This is a genomic window from Alcanivorax nanhaiticus (assembly GCF_000756665.1).
In the GTDB taxonomy this organism is placed as follows: Bacteria; Pseudomonadota; Gammaproteobacteria; order Pseudomonadales; family Alcanivoracaceae; genus Alcanivorax; species Alcanivorax nanhaiticus.
The window spans coordinates 14,743-33,414 of sequence record NZ_ARXV01000002.1 but is presented as its reverse complement, the minus strand read 5'-3'; the positions used below and the strand labels follow the sequence as shown (position 1 = coordinate 33,414).

General features: G+C 56.1%; 20 protein-coding genes. 13 read left to right on the top strand and 7 right to left on the bottom strand.

Going from position 1 to position 18,672, the window contains the following annotated elements:
- Positions 1 to 19 precede the first annotated feature (19 nt).
- On the top strand, positions 20 to 856 hold the full coding sequence (locus tag Y5S_RS02270; RefSeq protein ID WP_197055076.1) for a CsgG/HfaB family protein: 837 nt from the start codon (positions 20 to 22) through the stop codon (positions 854 to 856).
- A 1,359-nt stretch (positions 857 to 2,215) separates the two neighbouring features.
- Here the strand turns inward: Y5S_RS02270 and Y5S_RS02265 are convergent.
- The 4 genes from Y5S_RS02265 to Y5S_RS19355 all read right to left on the bottom strand — a co-directional run bounded on the left by Y5S_RS02265 (position 2,216) and on the right by Y5S_RS19355 (position 5,658).
- Positions 2,216 to 2,587 carry a hypothetical protein gene (locus Y5S_RS02265; RefSeq protein WP_231552609.1) on the bottom strand — a complete coding sequence of 124 codons (372 nt, stop codon included), beginning with the start codon at positions 2,585 to 2,587 and terminating at the stop codon, positions 2,216 to 2,218.
- A 22-nt stretch (positions 2,588 to 2,609) separates the two neighbouring features.
- Positions 2,610 to 3,548 (bottom strand): hypothetical protein, encoded by a 939-nt coding sequence (locus Y5S_RS19080; protein ID WP_052041348.1) that lies wholly within the window; start codon positions 3,546 to 3,548, stop codon positions 2,610 to 2,612.
- Between the two features lie 263 nt (positions 3,549 to 3,811).
- On the bottom strand, positions 3,812 to 5,071 hold the full coding sequence (locus Y5S_RS02255; protein WP_035230117.1) for a hypothetical protein: 1,260 nt from the start codon (positions 5,069 to 5,071) through the stop codon (positions 3,812 to 3,814).
- Between the two features lie 53 nt (positions 5,072 to 5,124).
- Positions 5,125 to 5,658, bottom strand: coding sequence for a hypothetical protein (locus tag Y5S_RS19355; RefSeq protein WP_081939629.1), 534 nt, complete (start codon positions 5,656 to 5,658; stop codon positions 5,125 to 5,127).
- Between the two features lie 368 nt (positions 5,659 to 6,026).
- Here Y5S_RS19355 and Y5S_RS02245 point away from each other — a divergent pair, with 368 nt between their 5' ends.
- From Y5S_RS02245 to rssA, 4 genes are read left to right on the top strand one after another with little or no spacing between them, the layout of a single operon-like run.
- Entirely contained in the window at positions 6,027 to 6,623 is a 597-nt protein-coding gene (locus tag Y5S_RS02245; protein ID WP_035230595.1) for a CoA pyrophosphatase, read from the top strand.
- 2 nt (positions 6,624 to 6,625) lie between these two features.
- On the top strand, positions 6,626 to 7,165 hold the full coding sequence (locus Y5S_RS02240; RefSeq protein ID WP_035230113.1) for a gamma carbonic anhydrase family protein: 540 nt from the start codon (positions 6,626 to 6,628) through the stop codon (positions 7,163 to 7,165).
- Positions 7,101 to 7,370: a DUF1289 domain-containing protein gene (locus Y5S_RS02235; protein ID WP_407921412.1), complete on the top strand. Its 270-nt coding sequence runs from the start codon at positions 7,101 to 7,103 to the stop codon at positions 7,368 to 7,370. Before Y5S_RS02240 ends, Y5S_RS02235 begins: the two co-directional genes overlap by 65 nt.
- A gap of 19 nt (positions 7,371 to 7,389) precedes the next feature.
- On the top strand, positions 7,390 to 8,322 hold the full coding sequence (rssA, locus tag Y5S_RS02230; RefSeq protein ID WP_052041346.1) for a patatin-like phospholipase RssA: 933 nt from the start codon (positions 7,390 to 7,392) through the stop codon (positions 8,320 to 8,322).
- A 134-nt stretch (positions 8,323 to 8,456) separates the two neighbouring features.
- Here the strand turns inward: rssA and Y5S_RS02225 are convergent, their stop codons facing one another.
- Positions 8,457 to 9,719, bottom strand: a complete 1,263-nt coding sequence (locus Y5S_RS02225) for an HlyC/CorC family transporter (RefSeq protein ID WP_052041345.1) — start codon at positions 9,717 to 9,719, stop codon at positions 8,457 to 8,459.
- Positions 9,720 to 9,921: 202 nt separating this feature from the next.
- Positions 9,922 to 10,722: a cytochrome C assembly family protein gene (locus Y5S_RS02220; protein ID WP_035230110.1), complete on the bottom strand. Its 801-nt coding sequence runs from the start codon at positions 10,720 to 10,722 to the stop codon at positions 9,922 to 9,924.
- A gap of 214 nt (positions 10,723 to 10,936) precedes the next feature.
- Between Y5S_RS02220 and ffh the strand changes: the two genes are divergently transcribed.
- From ffh to rplS, 5 genes are all read left to right on the top strand, one after another.
- Positions 10,937 to 12,364, top strand: a complete 1,428-nt coding sequence (gene ffh / locus Y5S_RS02215; RefSeq protein WP_035230105.1) for a signal recognition particle protein — start codon at positions 10,937 to 10,939, stop codon at positions 12,362 to 12,364.
- Positions 12,365 to 12,810: 446 nt separating this feature from the next.
- Complete coding sequence (gene rpsP, locus Y5S_RS02210) at positions 12,811 to 13,059, top strand: 30S ribosomal protein S16 (protein WP_035230104.1); 249 nt, start codon at positions 12,811 to 12,813, stop codon at positions 13,057 to 13,059.
- Positions 13,059 to 13,598 carry a ribosome maturation factor RimM gene (rimM, locus tag Y5S_RS02205; RefSeq protein ID WP_035230103.1) on the top strand — a complete coding sequence of 180 codons (540 nt, stop codon included), beginning with the start codon at positions 13,059 to 13,061 and terminating at the stop codon, positions 13,596 to 13,598. The genes rpsP and rimM overlap by 1 nt, the downstream gene beginning before the upstream one ends.
- A gap of 1 nt (position 13,599) precedes the next feature.
- On the top strand, positions 13,600 to 14,397 hold the full coding sequence (trmD, locus tag Y5S_RS02200) for a tRNA (guanosine(37)-N1)-methyltransferase TrmD (RefSeq protein WP_035230101.1): 798 nt from the start codon (positions 13,600 to 13,602) through the stop codon (positions 14,395 to 14,397).
- Positions 14,398 to 14,407: 10 nt separating this feature from the next.
- A complete protein-coding gene (gene rplS, locus Y5S_RS02195) occupies positions 14,408 to 14,764 on the top strand; it encodes a 50S ribosomal protein L19 (RefSeq protein ID WP_035230100.1) in 357 nt (118 codons plus the stop codon).
- A gap of 457 nt (positions 14,765 to 15,221) precedes the next feature.
- Here rplS and Y5S_RS02190 read toward each other — a convergent pair whose 3' ends face one another.
- Positions 15,222 to 15,476: a GlsB/YeaQ/YmgE family stress response membrane protein gene (locus Y5S_RS02190; RefSeq protein WP_035230098.1), complete on the bottom strand. Its 255-nt coding sequence runs from the start codon at positions 15,474 to 15,476 to the stop codon at positions 15,222 to 15,224.
- 133 nt (positions 15,477 to 15,609) lie between these two features.
- Here Y5S_RS02190 and xerD point away from each other — a divergent pair, with 133 nt between their 5' ends.
- The 3 genes from xerD to alaC all read left to right on the top strand — a co-directional run bounded on the left by xerD (position 15,610) and on the right by alaC (position 18,650).
- The gene (gene xerD / locus Y5S_RS02185) at positions 15,610 to 16,518 is read left to right on the top strand and encodes a site-specific tyrosine recombinase XerD (protein ID WP_035230097.1); all 909 of its coding nucleotides are present in this window, start codon (positions 15,610 to 15,612) and stop codon (positions 16,516 to 16,518) included.
- A 46-nt stretch (positions 16,519 to 16,564) separates the two neighbouring features.
- Complete coding sequence (locus Y5S_RS02180) at positions 16,565 to 17,326, top strand: DsbC family protein (RefSeq protein WP_035230093.1); 762 nt, start codon at positions 16,565 to 16,567, stop codon at positions 17,324 to 17,326.
- A gap of 133 nt (positions 17,327 to 17,459) precedes the next feature.
- Entirely contained in the window at positions 17,460 to 18,650 is a 1,191-nt protein-coding gene (gene alaC, locus Y5S_RS02175) for an alanine transaminase (protein ID WP_035230090.1), read from the top strand.
- Positions 18,651 to 18,672 lie beyond the last annotated feature (22 nt).

Sequence of the window (18,672 nt, the reverse complement as noted above, 5' to 3'; positions counted from 1 at the left end):
AACGCATTCAGGGATGAACATGCAATCGAAAATACTGCGCATGGCGATGGCCAGCCTGGCAGCCTTGTCGCTGGGTGCGTGTGTAACGCCGCCGTTAAAACCCGAAGCTCCGATGCTGGTAGAAAAATCAGAAGTGGCACAGGACCTTGAGGTGATGCCTGAACCCAAGGGAAAGATCATGGCATCGGTATACAGCTTTCGTGATCTTACTGGCCAGTATCGGCCTGCTCCGTCCTCGTCGTTTTCCACTGCGGTCACTCAGGGCGCTGCGGCATTCCTGATTGATGCCCTGAATCGTTCCGGTTGGTTTATGACGCTGGAGAGGGAAGGGCTCCAGGATTTGCTGACAGAGCGGAAGATTGCCCGGGCGGTGGTGGAGAAACGCCAGAAACAAGGACAGTTGATCGCTGATGTGCCGGACCTGTTTTCCTCCGATATCCTCTTTCAGGGTGGAATTGTGGCCTATGAGACCAACCTGAAAACCGGGGGGTTGGGGGCGCGTTATCTTGGTGTAGGAGCCTCGGAGCAGTATCGAGCTGACCAGGTGACCGTCAATCTGCGTGCCGTTGATGTGAGAACGGGCCGGATCATCAATACGGTTTCTACCCGGAAAACCATTTACAGCAAAGAGCTGCAGGTAGGAGTGTATCGCTACATCGATTTCAAGGAATTGCTGGAATCTGAAGCGGGTGTAACCACCAATGAGCCTGTACAGCAATGTGTAAAGCTGGCCATTGAAGCTGCGGTGGCACACCTGATTGTCAAAGGGGTGCTGGATGGCAACTGGCAGCTCAAGAATCCTGAGGATATGAATTCAGAGATTATTGAGCAGTACAGTATGGCGTTCAAACAGTAGCAGTGGTGCCGCTGCTGCCAGCCATGATCTTCATTCCTTAACGTGCGGTAGCGTTGCCTCTGCGCATCTTTAGGGGCGGAATTTGCCATGTCCTCCGGGGCCGGGCCAGCTGCAGATCGCCCATGTTTTCGCGGCGGAACCGCAGCTCCCACAAAAACAGCAAGAGCACCCTTTAGTGGGTAATGCTGTTCACTTAAGCTCGATTTTTCTGTGGGAGGGTGCTTGCACGCGAATGAAGTCCCCTGAAACAAAGTCTTCGCTTGCAAGCACGCTCCCACAAGAAATCAACAGTACTACTTAAGTGAACAGCATTGCCCTTTGTGGCGGCTTGCTTGCAAGATAATCTGCCGTACCTTCGGCTTTTCTCACTTCGCGTGCAGATACGCTTCCACAGCAGGGAGAGGCACTGTTGCTGCCGCTTCCAACGTATCGGTAACTGACAGCAAATAAATGCAAGGCAGGCAGCGCCTTACCCCCCCAGTCTTCGTAGGGTGGAAATGCCCGAAGGCATCTCCACCATGAGCACCAGAGTGTATCCATAGGAGCGCCGGTTGTTCACTACGCCCACTCCCTTCGGGAGCGTCTTCCGGTGTGCCTTTGCTTCGCTTTGTGAGGCGAACTGCCGCAGCGAGGCCATAAGACCAGAGTTTGCAGAAAGCAGATAAGACAAAAGCCTCGACTCCCAAGTGAAGCAGGCGCCACCGGATTACCGTAGCTTCCTCGTGCACTCCCGCTATCATCGGTAAACCATGCCCTGAGACACTCTTGTCGGGAACTGTGGTTTGCGATGAGCTCTGGATGCGACTGCGAAACGCCGATGCTCAAGCAATGCAGCGGAACCACCGCTCACACAAGGAAGAAAAACCTGTGATGTTGTGTAGGCTTTTCCTCGGTATTTCCGGGCACCGTTTTCTGGAAAGCGGAAAGTGAGAGGTCGGGGATGATGCCTGGATTCTCCATCAGGGCAACGTTGTCACTCTATGGTTGCAGGGCCGGTGAGCGTGCAAAACGTTTTGTTTGAGTCTGTCGAAGACTAAGGAGCCTCTGAATAACTCCTTGCATACTCAGTCTTTCAGGCTGGTTCGCCCTCTCGGCCAAGGTAAAGAGGGGCGCAATTTTGAAGGCATGCTGGTTGCCTGTCGAAGCTCATACCTTAAAGAACAGGCAACAACGAGTGCGGGCCAGCCTGGAAGACCCGGTAGCACCCTGCGGGCATAAAGGCGCGGCCTGAAGCGCACATCTGCTGCGCCTTGCCCCTCGGAAAGGGAGCGACCCTGACCATCGAGACAAGACACAACAGCTGCACGCTTCAGGCCATGCTGAGTACGCAAGGAGTTATTCAGAGGCTCCCTAAGTGGATTACTGCACAGAAAATTCCTGAAAGGCTTCAGCAATAATCTGTTCATCAGCATCTCTTACCATACCGGTTACGAGAACGGTATCTGCCGCTTGAAGGTTGATTTTGACATTGCCTAACAGCAAGTGATCGGAGTCAATCATGGTGGTTCCTGACTGACCTGCCTGGCTGGTGCCGCTTTTCCCTTTCCGAGTGACCTGAAGTTCATAGCGAATGTGCCCACCGGTTTCTTTGCATTCCAGCGCGAGTTGATAGCGATGGAGGCTATCTGTGGCATCTTGAAGGATATGCAGGGTGCAGTGAGGAGTGTCGCTGATGGCGGGCATGGAGAGGGTTCCTGCAAATGAAATCAGTAGTAGCCAGTAGGCAGTCATGCTGCGTGGCCGGCGCTGGGGTTTAGAACTGATGGATCGATGCATTGTTATTGGTGCCATATTGAATAATGTTCCCAGCGTTGCCACCGGAAGATTGAATGATCAGGGCCGAATTACCTGCTGCTGAGGAGGCGGGAGACTGCTGCAGGATTGTGGCCTGATTGGTGTGGTTGGTTTGTTCAATAGTGGCATCGTTATCGGGGCCATCCTGCCATACTTCTGCCTGCAGGTTATTGCCGTCCTGTTGCTGGATGCTTGCCTGGTCAGGAACTGCGTGGCTGTTTTTTTGCTCTATGTTGGCGCGACTTTCGTTGGCGTTAAGCTGCTCGATATTAGCCCTGGATAGCGGTGCTTCTTGCTGGAATATGAGTGCTTCGCTGTGCGGGCTGAAGGTTTGCATGATTGAAGCTTGGCTATCCGAGGTGTTGGATTGGTGGATTTGTGCCGCGCTGGCGGATGATGCCGCTTGGGTAATTCTGGCTTCGGACAGATAGCTGTGGTCCTGAATCGTGAGAGCGGTGACATTCTGAGAGTTGGATTGCTGAATGATCGCTGTGTTTTCTCCGCTATCGTGCTGCCGGATGTTAGCTTCACCGTTTAAAAGATCGACTTGCTCTATTTGGGCCAAGTTGGCTTCAGACTGTGTGGTTTGCAGGATTTCCGCTTGGGTTGAGTCAACCTGCTGCTGGTTCGCTGTGGCAAGGTTGTGTTCCCCTTCTGTGTATGTCCGGATGCTGCTGTTTTCACTGGCCTGCTGGCTTGCCAAAGCGGTGTTATATGCACCTCCCTCGTCATCGCCTGTCTGAGTGGTCTCGATGTGACTCTGGGTTGATGCTTGCTGGGATACGCTGGACGTATTGTAGGCACCATATTGAGAAACAGACGCTGTGCTGTCTGCCCGGATTGACTGCAGCGGAAGCAGTAATGTGAAAAGCAGTCCTGCAAGGATGAGGGGAGGCATGATCTGTACCTTTTCAGGGTAACAGGCAACGGCGGTTGTGAGTTGTCCGTACGGCAACACGGGTTCAAGTCGAGATTTTGCCGCGCAGAGTTTTTCCGGTGGATTTAGTTTGCAGGAGCCGCCTTGCAAGTGTAATTAGCCGTTGTTACCGATTAAAAAAGAGCGGTTTGATACTTCAAGTTGTGCAAGGCATAGCGGATAAGAAGACGCCCTGACAAACAAAAACCGGGGCCATAAGGCCCCGGTTTCTGATGCTGCCCAGATTAGTTCTGGTGGATGAAGGCGTTGTTGCCGCCACCGCCAGCTTGCATGATGGACGCGGTGTCCAGCATGCCTTCTTGCAGGATGGTGGCAAAGTTTTCGTTGCCGGAGGCACCAATGCCAGACTGGGTGATGAAGGCACCGTTATCGGCACCGGTCTGGGTAATGGTGGCAATGCCGTATTCCGCAGGGGCGGTCTGCTCAACATTGGCCATGTTGAAGCTGTTGGACTGATCGATGTCGATGACACCGTTGCCACCGTGGGAATGCGCGATAGCGGTATTTTCACTGCCCACTTGATCAACGGTGGCCAGGTTGTCAGAACCAGACTGGTCAACTTCTGCGCTATTCATGTTGCCGCCTTGATTAACGTAGGCATCGTTGCGGTTGCCCAGGCCCTGATCGACCAGTGCCACGTTGTCAGCGCCACCCTGGTTCACTTCGGCGTAGCTGAAGTGAGAGTCGTTCTGGATGACATCCACATCGCCATTCATGCCGGACTGAACCACCACTGCGTCAGCACTCCAGGCGGAGTCCTGGGTGATAACGCCATCATTGTTGTCACCGGTTTGGGTGATGGAGGCGGTAGCAAAGTCAGAAATGGCAACCTGGCTGATGTCGGCGGTGTTGTTCTGGCCGCTCTGGTCGATGGTTGCGGTAGCATTCCAGGAATCATCCTGAAGAATGGTGGCAGTGTTGCCAACATTGCTCTGGTTGATGGTGGCTACGGAGTTGATCAGGTTGTTCTGGGTAATGGACGCCTGATGGAAGTCGCCGGTTTGGGTGATGGTCGCATCAGCATCAAAAGCGGAGTCCTGAACAATGGAGGCGTCAGAGGCGTCGGCATTGTTCTGCTCAATGGTGGCCTCGGAGTTTTCAGAGCCACCGATTTGCTGAATGCTGGCGGTGGTGACGTCAGAAGTCAGAACCTGAGTAATGGTGCCAGTGTTGGCGTTGCCCACCTGCTCAATGGTGGCAGTGGAAAACCAGGAGTCATCCTGAGTGATGCTGGCGTTGTTGTCGTTGCCGGTGGTGTCGATGTCTGCCGTCATCATGTTGATGCTGTTGGTCTGGCTCACATCGGCAGTATTGAAGTCGCCGGTTTGATCAACCGTGGCGGAGGAATCGTTCACATTACTCTGAACGGTGTTGGCGGTATTGCCTTCACCGGTCTGATTGGTGGAAGCAGTGCTGCCTGCGGCCCAGGTGGTGCTGGAGATGGCGGCCAGTACGGCGACTGCCAGAGGCTTCATTACGTTCATGGTGTTTCTCCTCATCGTTTCATCGTTTTAGGCAAAGTCAAAGTGCTGCAAAGTCAGTCCCATTGTTGAATGGAGACATACATTCCGGCCCCATATTGGGAAACCGAAACTGTGTTGGTCGTGCCGTGTTGTGAAACTTCGGCATGATTACCAATTCCGTATTGCGCGATAGCGGCAAAGTTGTATTCGCCCAGCTGCTCAACAATGGCAGTGTTGCTGATGCCGTTCTGGTCGATGGTGACGATATTGCCGGTGCCGTATTGGGCAACGATGGCCAGGTTTTCCCAGCCAAGCTGTGTGATATCAGCCTGTTGTGCCGTGCCGTACTGGAGGATGTCAGCCTGGTTGCCATGACCGTTCTGGATCAGGCGGCTTTGATGTTGGTGGCCGTTTTGGTCGACAGTGGCAGTGTTGCCGCCAGTCTGGGAAACATAGGCAGAGAGATCCGATCCCGTCTGGGAAATATCGGCGCTGTTTTCCAGCGAAATCTCGTTAAAGAGGGAGAGGTCCCCTGCATGCCCCTGAAGTGCTGTGATCAGCAAAAGGAATGCGACGATCCCCGGGCCTCTTGAGTGCCCATCTTTCATGATACCGTCCCTAGTCTTGCTCTTGGTCTTGCCTCGCACACCGAGTCTTGCGTGATTCGTCAGTGGATGACATTCACCCTGAGAACGGATTTTTTCTTTCCTGACTAAGCCCCGGGTGTAGGAAAAAGTGCGTTATTTGCGCAAAAGAGCTTCCGGCAAAAATGGTGAGGTGGGATTCGCACTGTGATAGCGGGGTTTTCCGGCTTTTGGGCTGGCTTATTCCTTCGGTGTAGGAAATTGGCTATCGCCTGTTGCAGAGGGAATGACGGTAGAAAGGATCAGTGGTCGCTTCCCGATAGCCGGTAGACTTGCCGCGGGAGCCGTTGCTGTTCAAACTACCGTTTGAATCGTCGGTTCTGGAGAGTGTTGTGCTCGATTTGCTCAGGCAGAGGCTGCCTGAATATCAACGCACGGAGTTGCCCCTGGCGCTGCCTGAGGCAGCGGTGCTGATGCCGCTGGTGGACAGCCCGGAGCCGAGGGTTATTCTGACCGTCCGCTCCAATTCCATGCCGACTCATGCGGGGGAGGTGGCTTTTCCCGGCGGCAAGCGGGATCCTTCCGACAAGAACCTGTTGATGACCGCGTTGCGTGAAAGCGAGGAAGAGGTTGGTCTGAATGCCCGCTATGTGGACGTACTGGGGCAGCTGTCTCCGTTGGCATCCCGCTATGGTATGAAGGTGACCCCGTTTGTGGGAATTGTGCATCCCGATGCACAGTTGCAGGCGGAGCCGGGCGAAATAGACACCATTTTTCAGGTGCCACTGAAATTCTTCCTTGAGGAAACGCCGGAGTTGTCCAGCCCTATCGATTTCTTCGGCCGGCGCTTCCGTATCCCCAGCTATTATTACGAAGACAAGCGAATCTGGGGGCTGACTGCCTTCATGATTCTGGATCTGATCAACCATGTATATGATGCAGGCATCGAGTTCGACGTGAGCCACTGGCCTGCAGACAGGGAACAATAATCATGATTTACAAGATCGGCAGCCGCCAGCTTGAACAGCGTGGTTCAGGCCACTGGATTGCAGACAATGCCACGGTTATTGGTTCGGTGGTGATGGAGAGTAACAGCAGTATTTGGTTCAACGCGGTGCTGCGGGCAGACAATGACCTGATTGAGATTGGCGAAAACACCAATATTCAGGACGGTGCCGTGCTGCATGTGGATCCTGGTGTACCGATGAAGATTGGCCGTGACGTGACAGTGGGGCACAAGGTGATGCTGCATGGCTGCACCATCGGTGATAACAGCCTGATCGGCATCAATGCAGTGGTGCTGAACAAGGCCGTGATTGGGAAAAACTGCATCATCGGAGCCAACTCGTTGGTGCCGGAAGGCATGAAAATTCCAGACAACTCACTGGTAATGGGATCTCCGGCCAAAGTTGTCAAGGAAATCTCCGATGGCCACAAGGCAATGCTGACCATGAGCAGCATGCATTATGTGGCTCATGCCAAAGAGTTTAGTGAGCACCTGGAAGTGGATGAACGCTACCACCATGACTGATAGGCAACGGGTTTCACCCTGTGTGTCTATTTGCGCACTGGACGAAAATGATATTTGCGTGGGCTGTTTTCGCTCTGGGGGCGAAATTTCCATTTGGGGGCTGCTCACCGATGATGAAAAAGATGAAGTGTTTCGCCGTATTGAGCAGCGGATGAACGGTGAGCCTGCTCCCTGTGTGGTTAGAAGCAAGAGGGAGCAGCCATGAGCAAAATCAGGGGCAAATCATGAGCAGCGATGCCACGTTGACGCAGGGTGGTGGAAAGCCGGTGATCGGCCTGGCTCTGGGCAGTGGCTCAGCGAGAGGCTGGGCACATATCGGCGTGATACAGGGCCTTGAGGAAATGGGTATCGAGCCGGAAGTGGTGGCTGGTACTTCGATTGGAGCCATCGTTGGCGGGGCTTACGTAACAGGCACACTCAACGAATTTGCCGATTGGGTTAAGGGCCTGACGGTGAAAGATGTGGTTGGGCTGTTGGATATCAGTTTTTCCGGTGGGGTGGTGAAGGGGGAAAAGCTGTTCAGTTTTTTTCGTGAGCACCACGACAATCCGGATATAGAGCACCTGGAGAAAAAACTGGTGACGGTCGCGACGGACATGAAAAGCGGCCGGGAGATCTGGATTACCAAGGGGCCGATGCTGGACGCGGCCAGGGCATCCTGTGCGCTGCCGGGATTGTTTTCTCCCTTTAGTCTGCAAGGTCGCTGGATGCTCGATGGAGGATTGGTGAATCCGGTGCCGGTGTCTGCGGCTCGCGCCATGGGCGCGGATGTGGTCATTGCCGTTAACCTCAATGCCCAGCTGGTGGGTGGTCATCTGGCTCGGGATACGCGCAGTCAGGTGGAAAGTGAGGAAGCCTCAGAAGAGGAACGCAGCATCTGGCAAAAAATGATGGATTACTTTACTTCCGGCGACGGGGAGGACCCGGGCTTTTTCGATGTGGTTGCCTCCAGCATCAACATTATGCAGGACCGTATCACACGCTCCCGTATGGCCGGCGACCCGCCGGAGGTCACGCTGGTTCCCCTGTTGGAAGACTTTGCCCTGATGGATTTCCACCGAGCCAAAGAGGCCATTGAGGAAGGCAGGGCACTGGTGAAGCGCTATGAAGCCGATATTCGTGGTTGGGTTGGGTCGGCAGTGGCGGATAGGGTTTGAAGGTAGTGAACAGTTAACAGCCGCGTTCACCCTCGTTAATTTTCAAACCTTGATGCCCGCGGCCGAAGTGGGGCGCGGGCAGAGGCCCCCAAAAGCAACCCATACTTCGTTCGCGAACTGTTCACTATTCACTGTTAACTGTTCACTGCCTTTCTCATCTTCACCGCCTTCACCATATTGTCCTTCACCTGCAGGATTTCGATCTGGTAATCCAGAATCTGCACGGAGATGTTGGCGTCGGGGATGTCTTGCAGATACTCCAGGATCAGGCCGTTGAGGGTTTTCGGGCCGTCGGTGGGGAGCTCCCACTGCAGGGTGCGATTGATGTCGCGCAGGGTGCTTGAGCCGTCGATGACGAAGGTGCCGTCATCCTGAGGATGAATATCCTGGCTGGTGGCGGCCAGGTCGGTGGTGAATTCGCCGACAATCTCCTCAAGAATGTCTTCCAGGGTTACCAGACCGAGAACATCGCCGTATTCATCCACCACAATACCGATGCGCCGTTTGGCGTTCTGGAAATTGATCAGCTGCTGATGCAGTGAGGTGGCCTCCGGCACATAGTAAGGCTCGACCGTGTACTGCATGAGTTCGGCCTTGTTGATTTCTTCCTTGAGCAACAGACGGCTGAGTTTGCGCAGATGCAGCAGGCCAATCATATTGTTGGGGTCGCCATTGTAAACAGGCAGACGGGTATGCTGGCTGGCGCGCAGGGTGGTGAGGATGTCGTGCATGTCATCCTCGAGGTCGATGCCCACCATTTCGTTGCGCGGCACCATGATGTCTTCCACGGTGACCGTTTCCAGATCGAGAATGTTGAGCAGCATCTTCTGGTGGTTTTCCGGGATCAGCCCCCCGGCCTCGTTCACCACGGTGCGTAGCTCTTCCGGGCTGAGATGATCGTCGTCTTGCTCATTGGCGTTGATGCCACCAAGGCGCAGCAGGATATTGCTGATGCCGTTGACCAGCCATACCAGCGGCGCCAGCAGGGTCTGCAAGGGCTTGAGTGCAAGACTGGCGGGAAAGGCCACCCGTTCCGGGCGCATGGCGGCAAAGGTCTTGGGGGTGATCTCGGCGAAGACCAGCATGATGATGGTAATCACCACTGGTGCTACCGCTGCACCACTGTCGCCCAGCCAGCGAATCGCCAGAATCGCCGCTACGGTGGCGGCGAAGTTGTTGACGAAATTGTTGCCGATCAGGATGACTGACAGCAGTCGGTCGGTGCGCTTGAGCAGCTTTTCTACCCGGGCTGCGGCCTTGTGCCCCTGACGGGCAAGGTGCCGCAGGCGGTAGCGGTTGATGGCCACCATGCCGGTTTCGCTGCTGGAGAAGAAGGCTGAGCCAAGAACCAGAAAGATCAGGGCGCCAATCAGCCACCCGTCCGAGAAGGTATCCAAGGGAAATGTCGTTTATCCGCCAGTTGGGGGGATATTGTTTGGGCTAGGACCGAGAAGTGTCAAGGAGTCCGGTGCCAAAGTCGAAGCCCGGGAGGTTGGAGAATGGGGCGTGGCAGCGAGTAACGAGTAACGAGTTGCGAAAATCAAGAGCGTTTGCCCTTCGAAACTCGTTACTCGCAACTCGAATCTGTTTGGTAGTTGTTTACCGTTTCAGGATGAATTCGAGCACCAGCTGACTGCCAAAGAATCCCACCAGCAATACCGCGAAGCCACTCAGGGTAAAGCGGATAGCGGTACGCCCGCGCCAGCCACGCAGATACCGTCCCGCCAGCAGGATGGCGAATACCACCCAGGCAATCAGAGTCAGAACCGTCTTGTGCACCAGGTGCTGGGCGAACAGGTTGTCCACGTAGAAAAAACCAGAGGCGATGGCGATGGTAAGCAAGGCCTCCCCAACCCAGATGGCCTCGAACAGCATGGTTTCCATTACTTGAACCGGGGGGAACAGGCGCATGATGCCGCGAATATGGCCTTCCTTGAGCTGGTGGTCCTGGATGCGCACCATCACGGCCTGGGCGGCGGCGATGGCGAGTACGGCATAGGCAAGGATAGAAAACAGCACATGCGCGCCCAGTCCATGGGCAAGCGGTTGCGCGTTGCTGCTTGGGCTGCCCCAGAGCATGCAGGGAATGGTCAGGGCGGCAAAGGGGTAGGCGATAGCGTTGATCCACTCAAAGGGGCGACGCAGGCAGGAAATGAGTACCGCCAGAACACAAGTGGCTCCCACTGTTGAGGCCACAGCAAACAGCCCCAAATGCAGGCCATTAGGCGTCACCATGATGCCCCACAGGCTTACGCCATGGGCAATCAGGGCAAGCGAGCCGGGAATCAGGATGGATTGCCGGGACGGCTGACTCTTCCCTTTGAACTGGGAAAAGACAATCAGGCTGGCCAAAGTGTAAAGCGCGAAGGCGGCAATGCCACTGATCACGGTAAGCGTCATGGGTGTTGATATCCATCCAGTAGCCGGCGACGAAATTGCCGGGCAATCCGCAGAAGTCTGGCATAGGGGCAAGTTGACTATCAACAATCATTCTCATTTTGCCTGCCCGTTTACCCCAGCCCATGACGTTGGGCGTCAATGAGGGCTATAATCGCGCCCTTGTCCCTGCCGCATGGAAAAAGGCGCGCAGACATGAGGATTTGGAGGTAGCACCATGTTCGAGAATCTCACCGACCGGTTGGGATCGTCGCTTAAAAACCTGGCAGGTCAGGGCTCCCTGACCGAAGACAATATTCGCGACACCCTGCGTGAAGTACGCAAGGCGCTGCTGGAGGCCGATGTGGCCTTGCCAGTGGTGAAAGAGTTTGTCGAGCAGGTCAAGGAAAAGGCGCTGGGTCAGGAAGTGCTGCAAAGCCTTAACCCGGGCCAGGCGTTCGTCAAGATCGTCAACGACGAGCTGGTTCACACCATGGGCGACGCCAATGATGCCCTGGATCTGGCTGCCAAACCGCCGGCTATCATCCTGATGGCAGGCCTGCAGGGGGCGGGTAAAACCACCTCCGTGGCCAAGCTTGCCCGCTTCCTGCAGGAGCGCGAGAAGAAGAAGGTCATGGTGGTGTCCGCGGACGTTTACCGTCCGGCGGCCATCGAGCAGCTGAAAACCCTGGCCGGGGAAGTGGAAACCAACTTCTTCCCGTCCACCGGTGACCAGGATCCGGTGGATATCGCCAATGCGGCGCTGGATGAAGCTCGTCGTCGTTATATGGACGTGCTGATCGTCGATACCGCGGGTCGTCTGCATGTCGACGAAGACATGATGACCGAGATCAAGCGTCTGCACGGGGCGATCAGTCCAGTGGAAACCCTGTTCGTGGTCGATGCCATGACCGGTCAGGATGCGGCCAACACTGCTCAGGCCTTTAACGAGGCGTTGCCCCTGACGGGTGTGATCCTGACCAAGGCAGACGGTGACTCCCGCGGTGGTGCCGCCCTGTCCGTCCGTCAGCTCACTGGCAAGCCGATCAAGTTCATCGGTATGGGCGAGAAGACCGATGCCCTGGAGCCTTTCCACCCGGATCGTATCGCCAGCCGGATCCTCGGCATGGGCGACGTGCTGTCTCTGGTGGAAGAAGCCGAGCGCAAGCTGGACAAGAAGAAAGCCGAGAAGATCGCCAAGAAGTTCAAGAAAGGCAAGGCGATGGACTTCGAGGATCTCAAGGACCAGTTCCAGCAGATGCGCAACATGGGCGGCATGGCCGGCCTGCTCGACAAGCTGCCCGGCATGGGCGGCATGATGCAGGCGGCTCAGGATCCGGCGGCCATGAAGCAGATGAAGCACATGGAAGCGTTGATCGACTCCATGACCATCAAGGAGCGCCGTAACCCGGACATCATCAAGGGTTCCCGCAAGAAGCGGATTGCCATGGGCGCCGGGCTGGAGATTCAGGATCTGAACCGCCTGATGAAACAGCAGAAGATGATGGCCAAGATGATGAAGAAAATGCGCACCAAGGGCGGCATGAAGAACATGATGCGCGGCCTGGAAGGCATGATGGGTGGAAACGGTGGCCCTGGCGGTACCGGTGGTCCGGGTGGCGGTATGCCTCCGGGTGGCATGGGTGGCGGTATGCCGCCGATGTGATTGACGCTTCAAGCGACACGCATCATGCAACACGCGGGCAGGGCAGGTGGAAACCTCTCTGCCCGCGCTGCGTTTGGGGTAAGGGGTTTTGTAGGAGCGGCGCTTGAGCCGCGAATCGTGCGGCGGTGAGGAAGATGCCATTGGCAACAGCGCTGCAGGCTATCTGCAGCAACCCCATCGAATTCGGTAATGCTTGATCATCCTGCGGACGATTCCGCGTTTACATGCGGTTCGCGGCTCAAGCGCCGCTCCTACAAGCCCACCGAAGCGTTTTGCTGGGCTAAATGCTTGTTGCGCGGGTTATCTGCCTGTATAATCCGCGCCCTTCGCGGCCTTTCCCTGTTTTCTATGGATTCGGGGGCTGGCTTTCAAGCGGATACGATGGCTCGCTATGCCCTCCTCGGCAGGCGGCCGGGAAACCGGATTGATAAAAAGGTAGATAAACCATGGTAATTATTCGTCTCGCTCGCGGCGGTTCCAAGAAGCGCCCGTTCTACAGCATTGTTGTTGCCGATAGCCGTAACGCCCGTGATGGCCGTTTTATCGAGCAGCTGGGTTTCTACAACCCCATCGCCCGTGGCGGTGAAATTCCTCTGAAGCTGAACCTGGAAAGCCTGGACGCCTGGGTTGGTAAAGGTGCTCAGCTGTCTGATCGCGTCAAGACTCTGGTTAAGCAGGCCCGTAAGGAAGCCTGATGACCACTGGAGGGCAACAGTCCTCTGAGCTGGAGGTTGTCGGTCGCATCCTTGGGGTGCACGGCGTGCAGGGGTGGGTAAAGGTGTTCTCCGATACCGACCCCCGCGAAAACATCCAGCACTACCAGCCCTGGCATCTTAAACAAGGTGGCCAGTGGAAGCCGGTGAAAGTGACCGGCTTCCGTCCCCAGGGCAAGGGCCTGATCGCACAACTGGAAGGCATTACCGACCGGAACATGGCGGCGGCGCTGGTGGGGCAGGAGATCGGGATACCCCGTGACCTGCTGCCACAGTCTGGTGGTGGCGAATATTACTGGCGCGACCTGATCGGATTGCGAGTCTTCGAAAGTGGAGGCGCAGATCTGGGCAAGGTGGCGAAAATGCTGGAGACCGGTGCTAACGATGTGCTCGTGGTACGCGGCGACAGCAGCAGCCTGGATCGCCGTGAGCGGTTGATCCCCTGGCTCCCGGACGACGTGATTACCGACGTGAATCTGGCCGAAGGCCACATGACGGTAGACTGGGACCCGGAATTTTAGAATGACGACGGATTCGACGCCGTACACCGTGACTCTGGTGACACTGTTCCCGGAGATGGCCAGGGCGATTACCGATTTCGGCGTCACGCGGCGGGCCGTGGATAATGGCCAGTTGCAGGTGGAAACCGTGAACCCGCGAGATTTCACCGAAGATCGTCATCGCACCGTGGACGATCGCCCCTTCGGTGGCGGCCCCGGCATGGTGATGAAGGTAGATCCGCTGGCGAAAGCCTTGCAGTCTGCCCGCGCTGCTAACCCGGCGGCCACAGTGATTTACCTGTCCCCCCAGGGGCAGCCGCTGACCCAGGCAAAAGCCGAGGCGTTGGCGAAGCAGCCCGGTCTGGTATTACTGGCTGGGCGCTATGAAGGCGTGGATGAGCGCTTGCTCGACGCCGAGGTGGATGAGCAGATCTCCATCGGCGACTACGTTCTCAGCGGCGGTGAATTACCGGCGCTGGTGCTGATCGATGCGGTCAGCCGACTGATTCCCGGAGTCTTGGGTCACCAGGATTCCGCTGAGCAGGACTCGTTTTCAGGCGAATTCGAAAACCTGCTGGATTGTCCGCACTACACCCGCCCGGAGGTGTACAACGGACAGGCAGTGCCTCCGGTACTGCTGAGTGGCAATCACGAGCTGATTCGCCGCTGGCGCCTCAAGCAGGCGCTGGGACGGACCTGGCAACAGCGTCCTGACCTGCTGGAACGCCGCCGGGCGCGGGGTTTGAGCAAAGAAGAGCAACAGCTGCTGGACGAATACATCGCCGAGCAGTCGTCGCATACAGCAAAACCGAACGAATAGGAGCATTGCCATGAGCGGCAAGAACCTGATCATCCAGGGCATCGAAAACGCCCAGCTGAAAACCGATCTGCCGGAATTCGGCGCCGGTGATACCGTTACCGTACAGGTAAAGGTGAAAGAAGGTACCCGTGAGCGTCTGCAGGCGTTCCAGGGCGTTGTTATCGCCCGTCGTAACCGCGGTCTGAACTCTGCGTTCACCGTGCGCAAGATCTCCCACGGTGTGGGCGTTGAGCGTGTATTCCAGCTGCACAGCCCGCTGATCGACTCCATTGAAGTCGTTCGTCGTGGTGACGTGAGCCGCGCCAAGCTGTACTACCTGCGTGACCGCTCTGGTAAGTCCGCTCGAATCAAAGAAAAGATTCGTTAAGACCTGCGCAATCGGGTCTGCCGAGGGCGAATGTTGGTTCAGCCTTTGCTGTAGGGCATGCGGAATCAACCTCTGGACGGGTAGACCACAGCTCCAACAAAAAAGCCGCTTCCTTTTGGGAAGCGGCTTTTTTGTTGGTCGCGCTGCGAGTAACAGGCTTTATGCCGCTCGCCAATGCCCAGGGCAGGGTTGCTGTGGGAGCACTCTGTGCCCTTCAGGGTATGCCTGCAATTGATCTGTGCCTGGGCGAGGAATAAGTTTCGAGTCACGAGAAGCGAGTTGCGAAGATCAAAACCCTGAAACATCAGGCTGAGATGTCTTTTGCCTTTCGAAACTCGTGACTCGTCACTCGCTCCTTTTTTGCTTCGCTGTCGCTCGGATCGATTGCCGCCAAAAAATGGCGGAGATGCCTTGCAGGCATTTCCGCCCTACGGTCGTATCATTGGCGTCAGGCGTTTTATGCCTTCTTCACCATCCGGTAAAGGAACAGCAGCACCAGGGCACCGACAATGGCGGTGACAAAGCTGCCCAGGCTAAAGCTTCCCACGGAGCCGCCAATGCCGGTGATGGAGCCGAGCCAGCCGCCAACAAAGGCACCGGCAATGCCGATCAGAATTGTGATGATGAAACCGCCGGGATCCTTGCCCGGCATAATCCATTTGGCGATGATCCCGGCAATCAGCCCAAATACAATCCATGAAAGAATTCCCATGCTTCCTCTCCCTGAGAATGAAATGAGTCTCTGTTTGTGCCAGAAACCGGGCTGGTTGTCGCTTAGCTGTGTCAGTCTGTGCGTAATATTTGGTAAAAGGGGGTAACAACGGCGGGTGAGTCACGCAGCGGCAATGAATCAAATCAATGAAGAGCAGGTTCGTCTGATTGATGCCTGGCTGGATCAGCAGTGGCTGGAAAAGGGCCTCAGTGAGCACAGCCTGGACAATTATCGCCGAGATCTGCGTCAGCTGGCATTGTGGTTTCAGGAACAAGGGAGGGAATTGCTGGCCTGTCAGCGGGCGGATTTGCAAGATTACCTGGCCCACCGTTTCTCGTTGGGGTTGGCCGCCAGTTCTTCTGCCCGGCAGTTATCAGCCATCAAGAGTTTTTACCGCTGGCTGAAGCGGGAGGGTCGGATTGCAGAAGATCCGGCATTGCTGATCTCGCGTCCGAAAACCGGGCGGCCGTTGCCAAAAACGCTCACCGAAGCGGATGTAGAGGCCCTGTTGCAGGCTCCGGACCTGGGATCACCGCTGGGGCTGCGGGACAGAGCAATGCTTGAGGTGCTCTATGCGACAGGCCTAAGGGTGACGGAGCTGGTGACACTGACATTGAGTCAGGTGAACGTTCGACAGGGGTTGGTGAGGGTTATTGGCAAAGGAGACAAGGAGCGGCTGGTTCCCCTGGGTGAAGAGGCGCTGCACTGGTTGATGCGATATACCCGGGAAGGGCGGCCGCTGTTGTTGGGAAATGATCAGGAGCTGCTGTTTCCCAGCCAGCGAGGAACCTGCATGACCCGGCAAACCTTCTGGCACCGTATCAAGCAATTGGCGAAAGTAGCGGGGGTGCAAAAGAGCCTCTCGCCCCATACACTGCGGCATGCGTTTGCCACTCATCTGCTAAATCACGGTGCCGATTTGAGGGTGGTGCAGTTGTTGCTTGGCCACAGTGATCTTTCTACCACCCAGATCTATACCCATGTGGCTCAGCAGCGATTACAGGATCTATACCAGAAACATCATCCCCGTTCGGGAACCTGACCTTCCGGCAAGGTTCTAATCAGGGAACTGAAGGAGTAACGACAGAATGAAGAAGTGGTTTGTATTTGCCCTGCTGGGGCTGGTGGCTGCCTGCGGGGCAGAGTCGGGTGGGAAGGCAGCGGAGGCTTCCTCTGCTCGCGGTGAAGCTGTGAACGGGGACAAGGCTCGTGCGGTCTTCGAGAAGGCGTTTGACGGTGTGACGGTATCGGATGTACGTAATTCCCCAATTGACGGCATGCTTGAGCTGGAAGTGGACGGCAGCGAGACGGTGTTCATTACGGAAGACGGCAGCTATCTGCTGGTCGGCAAGCTGTTGCAGATCAAGGACGGCGATGTGGTCAATCCGGCGGAGGAGCGGCTTGAGAAAGTGCGTAAGGAAGGCATCAGCAAGCTGGATGAAGCGCAGATGATCACCTATCCGGCGGAAAACGAGAAATATGAGATCTATGTTTTTACCGATATCACCTGCGGCTACTGCCGCAAGCTGCACCGCCATATCGAGGAATACAATGATGAGGGCGTGACAGTGCATTACCTGGCGTTCCCGCGTGGAGGCTCGATGGCCAAAGCGGCGGAAGCCATGCGCCACATTTGGTGTGCGGAGGATCGGCAGGCTGCCCTGACGAAGGCGAAGCTCAATGATGACATCAGCAAGGCGGAGTTGGGTGTTTGCGCCAAGCCGGTTGATGAGCAATATCAGCTGGGAGTGAAATTCGGTGTTCGTGGCACCCCGGCCATCTACACCACTGAAGGCAAGCAGCTGGGTGGCTATGTGGCCCCTGACGACCTTCTGAAGCGACTCAACTAAATTGTCCTGACGCTGTCTCCAGCCCCCGCCAGCTGGCGCTTTCGAGCCCGGCTGGCGGGGTGTATACATTGACTGTGACCGGCTGCACCGTTAATGTGTCCGCCTTATTTTTACTCCCACCCAAGGTGCTGTTGTGGAAACCGATTTCCAGCGAATTCGTCGTTTGCCTCCGTATGTCTTCAATATTGTTGGAGAACTGAAGAAGGCTGCGCGAGCACGGGGGGAAGACATCATCGATTTCGGCATGGGCAACCCGGATCAGCCTACCCCGAAACACATCGTCGACAAGCTGACCGAGACGGTTCAGCGTGGCGATACCCACCGCTATTCCCAGTCCCGCGGCATCCCCCGGCTGCGCAAGGCCATCACCGACTGGTATCAGCGGCGTTATGACGTGAGTCTGGATCCTGAATCCGAGGCGATTGTCACTATTGGTTCCAAGGAAGGTCTGGCGCATCTGGCGCTGGCTACCATGGGGCCTGGTGATACCGTACTGGTGCCGAACCCCAGCTATCCCATCCACCCCTATGGCTTCGTGATTTCCAATGCGGATATCCGCCATGTGCCGATGGTGAAGGGGGTGGACTTTTTTGTGGAGCTGGAGCGGGCTATCAAGGAATCCTGGCCCAAGCCCAAGATGCTGGTCTTGAACTTCCCCGGTAATCCCACCGGCCAGTGTGTAGAGCTGGAATTCTTCGAGAAGGTGGTCGCTATTGCCCGCGAGCACCAGATCTGGGTGATACACGATATTGCCTATGCCGACATCGTATTTGATGGCTACAAGGCACCGTCTATTCTCGAGGTGGAAGGGGCCAAGGACGTGGCAGTGGAATTCTTCTCACTGTCCAAGAGCTACAATATGCCTGGCTGGCGGGTAGGGTTCTGCTGCGGCAACCCGGATCTGATCAATGCCCTGGCGCGGATCAAGTCTTATCTGGATTACGGCACCTTTACCCCGATCCAGGTGGCGGCCATTGCTGCACTGGAAGGCGATCAGAGCTGTGTCAGTGAGATCTGCGAGATGTATCGCAAGCGTCGCGATGTGCTGGTCGATGGCCTGTCAGAGATCGGCTGGCAGGTGGAGCGCCCCCGTGCCACCATGTTCGTTTGGGCCGAAATACCCGAACCCTACAAGGCCATGGGCTCTCTGGAGTTTTCCAAAAAATTGCTCACAGATGCCGGTGTGGCCGTTTCTCCGGGAGTGGGCTTTGGTGAGTATGGCGACGACCATGTGCGTTTCGGCCTGATCGAAAATGAACAACGTACCCGGCAGGCGATTCGTGGCATCAAGAAGATGTTCCGCGAAGACGGGCTGTTGGATTGACGCGGTTGCCGGCAGAGTCGGT